At 57.5% G+C, this 4,770-nt stretch carries 6 protein-coding genes; all 6 read right to left on the bottom strand.

Annotated features, from left to right (window positions below):
• Positions 1–599 (bottom strand): TIGR02186 family protein (locus R6T97_RS05055; RefSeq protein ID WP_410348212.1); only part of this gene is annotated, 599 nt, incomplete at its 3' end.
• Positions 599–1,516, bottom strand: coding sequence for a sulfite exporter TauE/SafE family protein (locus tag R6T97_RS05050; RefSeq protein ID WP_410348211.1), 918 nt, complete (start codon positions 1,514–1,516; stop codon positions 599–601). The genes R6T97_RS05050 and R6T97_RS05055, both read right to left, overlap by 1 nt.
• Positions 1,517–1,651: 135 nt before the next feature.
• Positions 1,652–2,458, bottom strand: a complete 807-nt coding sequence (locus R6T97_RS05045; RefSeq protein ID WP_410348210.1) for a purine-nucleoside phosphorylase — start codon at positions 2,456–2,458, stop codon at positions 1,652–1,654.
• Positions 2,442–3,410, bottom strand: coding sequence for an ABC transporter permease (locus R6T97_RS05040; RefSeq protein ID WP_410348209.1), 969 nt, complete (start codon positions 3,408–3,410; stop codon positions 2,442–2,444). The genes R6T97_RS05045 and R6T97_RS05040 overlap by 17 nt, the downstream gene beginning before the upstream one ends.
• Positions 3,411–3,833: a hypothetical protein gene (locus R6T97_RS05035; protein WP_410348208.1), complete on the bottom strand. Its 423-nt coding sequence runs from the start codon at positions 3,831–3,833 to the stop codon at positions 3,411–3,413.
• Positions 3,814–4,770 (bottom strand): ABC transporter permease (locus R6T97_RS05030; RefSeq protein WP_410348207.1); only part of this gene is annotated, 957 nt, incomplete at its 5' end. The genes R6T97_RS05030 and R6T97_RS05035, both read right to left, overlap by 20 nt.

Below are 4,770 nucleotides of genomic sequence, written 5' to 3'. Positions count from 1 at the left end.
ACATAGAAGTCAACGATCTGGCGTCCGCGTGTCAGGTAAATCTCTGCCTTGTAGTCGCCTTCGGTCAGGTTCGCCGGTAGCGGTATAAGGGTCCGGAACAGCGCCTCTTCCTGAACTAATACGCCCGTGGGCAGCGTCTGATAAAGCCCCTGTGAAGACCGAATCCGGATCAGTGCCTCTGTAAAGCGCTCTGCACTCTCCACAGTGGCCCCGACAGAGCGGATGGCGCGCTGTGTGCTGACGCGTGTATTAAGGTCTTCCGTGAAGGTCAGGATTTCTTCGAGCGGTCGGTTCGATGCGACTGCATAGAAACTGGGGGCCAAATCGACCTCGACCGCTTCTGTGTTGACCCAGATACCCACACGGCGGTCTTTCTTGCGGACGGTCACCGGTTTATCCGGTCCCGCGATCGTTACAATGACACCGAGATCACCCTCGTTTTCGACAGGTCTATCGCGCTTGATGGCGCCAAAAATCAGGATTTCGGAGCCTTCGAAGGTCGCCGTGATCGACACTTCGTCACGGCTCAGGCCTAGTACGATTTCTTCGGCTTTGGCCGGCATGGCAAGCAACAGGAAGAGTGCGACAAAGCGGATCATCAGTGGCCCCCTGTGCCGAGCGAATAAAGCTCTGACGGCATCACAAGAAGATCAAAGGCCAGTTTTCCGCAAACTGCGAGCACCATGATAGCCAGCCAGATGCGCAACTGTTCGGCTTTCATTTTGACACCGATCCGTGTGCCGATTTGCGCCCCGATAACACCGCCCACAAGCAGCAACACAGCCAGGACGACGTCGACTGTAAAGTTGGTTGTCGCATGCAGCATGGTGGTGAACGCAGTTACAAAGATAATCTGGAACAAGGACGTTCCGACAACCACCTTGGTCGGCATACCAAGCAGATAGATCATTGCAGGTACCATGATAAACCCGCCGCCAACGCCCATGATAGCCGCCAGAACACCCACGAGGACACCAACGAAAACAGGTGGAATCACCGAGATATAGAGACCGGAGACCCTGAACTTCATTTTGAAGGGCAGGTTGTGTATCCAGTTGTGCTTGCGCCGCTTTGGCGCCCTGCCACCGGGTTTCGATGCATTACGGATCGCTTTGAGGCTCTCGACGAACATCAGTGAGCCAATCATGCCGAGGAACACGACATAGCAAAGCTGGACCAGTAGTTCGACCTGACCAAGCGCCTTGAGATAGTTGAACAGAATAATGCCGAGGCCGGAGCCGACCAAGCCGCCTAACAGGAGCACCGTGCCCATCCTGAGATCGACGGTTTTTCGTTTCAGATGGGCGAGGACGCCGGAAAATGACGAGGCGACAATTTGGTTTGCCTCGGTCGCAACCGCAACCGCCGGAGGGATGCCGATAAAGAACAAAAGCGGCGTCATCAGAAACCCGCCACCGACGCCAAACATGCCCGACAGAACACCCACGATTCCGCCCAGTCCCAACAAAAGGAAAATGTTCACCGAGACTTCGGCGATGGGGAGGTAAATCTGCATGAGCTGTTCCGAGCGCTTGTGCCGCTGCGCGTAACAAAAAACCTATACGGCCCGCATGTCAAATGGTGTGAGGCAAATTATGCTGCAAATGCAGCAATTCTGTCGTGTGGACTTATTGTTGCGAGTGCATTGGACTTAAGAAGCCGATCGCAAATAACCGCGCAGCACTTTTTCCAGCTTTGCAGCACCGATTGGCGCCATTGCTTTGGTGTGTTCGTGGCTGATCGACTCGTTACTCATTCCTGCTGCCATGTTGGTTATGGTCGAGATGGCAGCGACCTTGAGGCCAAGGAAACGCGCGAGGATCACCTCGGGAACCGTGGACATACCAACGGCATCCGCACCCAACATCGCGATGGCTTTGATCTCTGCCGGGGTCTCGAACGAGGGGCCGGAGTACCAGGCATAGACGCCGTCGGCCATTTCAACGTCCGACGCCTCTGCCGCAGCGCGCAATGCTTTGCGGATTTGCGGGTCGTAGGCGTCCTTCATGGGGACAAAGCGCGCGTCGGTGGGTTCACCGATCAGCGGGTTGAGGCCCGAAAAGTTGATGTGATCCGACAGACACATGATCGACCCTGTCGGCATATCCGGCCGCATCGATCCTGCGGCGTTGGTTGCGATCATGGTGTCCGCACCAAGCGCCCTGAGCACCTCAAGCGGCAGACGCATCGCATCGCCACGCCCGCTTTCGTAGTAATGTGCGCGGCCGCCAAAGACCGCGACACGCACACCTTCAAGATCGCCAACGACGAGGTTCGGGTTGTGGCCGGAAACACCGGCATGTGGAAATCCGTCAAGATCGCCGTAAGGGATCGCGACCCCATCGACTTCATTGGCGATATGGCCAAGGCCGGACCCGAGGATCAAACCGACACGGACCGGTTCATCACCCGCGACATCCTTGATCTGCTTTGCAAGATCTTCAGCGTTCTTTGACATATGGTGCGCCTCCAGCGCGTGGCGGGATCGCCCTGCCAACGAAGCCTGCCAGAATAACGACGGTCAGGATGTAGGGCAGCACATCAAGCAGTTGACCGTTCACCTGAAAACCGATGGCCCCTTCGATCACATCGGGACGCAGTGACATGGCTTGCAGGAAGCCAAACAGCAGGCACGCATAAAGCGCGTACCAAGGACGCCATTTCGCAAAGATCAGGGCAGCCAGTGCGATATAGCCGCGTCCGGCGCTCATGTCTTTGACAAAGCCCGCTTGCAGCGCGGTCGCGAGGTAAGCGCCCGCAATACCACAAAGTACGCCGCAGATGCCGACAGCGGCAAAGCGCAGCCCGATAACGGAAACACCCGCCGTATCGACCGCAGCGGGGTTTTCCCCCACGGCCCGCAGGCGCAGGCCAAAGCGTGTGCGGAATAATATCCACCATGTCAGCGGCACCATCAGAAGCGCCACATAGACAAGGATCGTATGGCCCGAGATGAGTTCGTAGTAAATCGGCCCAAGGATCGGTACGTTTTGCAGCGCTTCGGCAAAGGGAAGCTCAATGGGATTGAACCGCGCTCCGCCTGCCAGTTGCGGTGTCCGCCCGCCCTGGGCGAACCAGCTTTGGGCGACAACAACGGTCAATCCCGCCGCAAGAAAGTTGATTGCCACACCGGAAATGAGCTGATTGCCGCGAAACGTGATCGAGGCCAGCCCGTGTACGGCAGACAGGATCAACGACGCGCCGATCCCCGCCAAAAGCCCCAGCCACACATTACCCGTCACAGCGGCAATTGCGGCGGAAAGAAAGGCCGCAGCCAGCATCTTACCCTCAAGCCCGATATCAAAGATACCGGCCCGCTCGGAAAAGAGGCCTGCAAGACAGGCCAGAAGAAGCGGGGTCGCCAGACGCAACGTGGCGTCCAGCATCTGCAAAAGGGTCGCGAAGTCCATTTAGGCGGCTTTCTCCATCAGGAACGGGAACAGGGTAAAGAAACGGTCCGCGACCTCTGGATTGCGGTTGAGGGCGGCTTCGGCCTCTTCCTGGGTGATATCGACTGCTTGGGTCCGATCATTGCGTAGAAAAAACTGCAAACCCAGCATCGCGTCAAACCGCTCATCCGTGATGAACGGGTCATGGGGGACCCGAGGCATCACGTTTTCAGCGGGCATCAGCACGCTTGTGGGTTTTTGCAGCGCCAGCAGCGCCACAAGGTGCGGTGGTACATCGCCCGCCGGGGCCTGATCGATCACATGGTGCACCCATTGGTGCAGCTCTTCCATCGTGATCATTCCAAGTGCCAGACAACTGAGCACAAAGCCCAGATCCGCGCCGGTGTCGTCATCGACACCCACTTTAAACTGTCCTGCCATCATTTCTTGCTCTCCTCATTGCTAGAAATAGCCGCTCGAGCGGCATGCGCACCATATTGTCCAGTGCGCCCGTAAAGAGGATCACCAATGCCTGTATTACGATGATCAACTCACGGGGGATCGACGTCCATAGGGCGAGTTCTGCGCCGCCTTGATATAGAAAGCCGAAAAGAAGGGCCGCCAGCAACACCCCGAAAGGATGGCTGCGCCCCATCAGTGCGACGGCGATGCCGATAAAGCCCGCCCCCTCCACTGCGTTCAGGACCAGTCGTTCAGCCTCGCCCTGTACGTTGTTGATGGCCATCATGCCGGCAAGACCGCCTGAGATGAGCATGGTGACCATGATGATTTTGGTCGGGCTGATGCCCGCGTATTTGGCCGCGGATTCCGAATGTCCGAAGGACCGGATTTCATAGCCCAGCCGTGTTTTCCAGATCAACGCCCAAAGCGCGACACATGCGGCCAGTCCGACAAAGAACGTGACATTGGCCGGTGCGCCACGGAAGAAGGTGGTTTCACCGAAGTTGAACATGTCCTGAAACGATGGCAGATGCGTCGCTTCGGGGAATTTGGGTGTTGCGGGTTCCATGCCGGGGGCCTTCAGCGCGCCGATCAGGAAATAGTTCAGCACGGCCGCCGCGATGAAGTTGAACATGATCGTCGTGATCACGATGTGGCTCCCGCGCTTGGCTTGCAGGAACGCAGGGATCGCGGCCCATGCCGCGCCAAAGACGGCGGCACCTATGGCCGCGCCCAGCAATGCCAATGTCCAATGAGGCCATGGAATGAACAGACAGATGACGGCAACACCCAAGCCGCCGATCAACGCCTGCCCTTCGCCACCGATATTGAAAAGGCGCGCTTGGAACGCGATAGATACCGCAAGCCCCGTAAAGATGAAGTTCGTGGCGTAATAAAGCGTATAGCCCCAGCCGTAGGT

The organism is Yoonia sp. (assembly GCF_046498525.1).
Classification (GTDB): domain Bacteria; phylum Pseudomonadota; class Alphaproteobacteria; order Rhodobacterales; family Rhodobacteraceae; genus Yoonia.
Note: the sequence above shows the minus strand (reverse complement) of the source record. Positions and strands in the feature narration are given on the sequence as shown.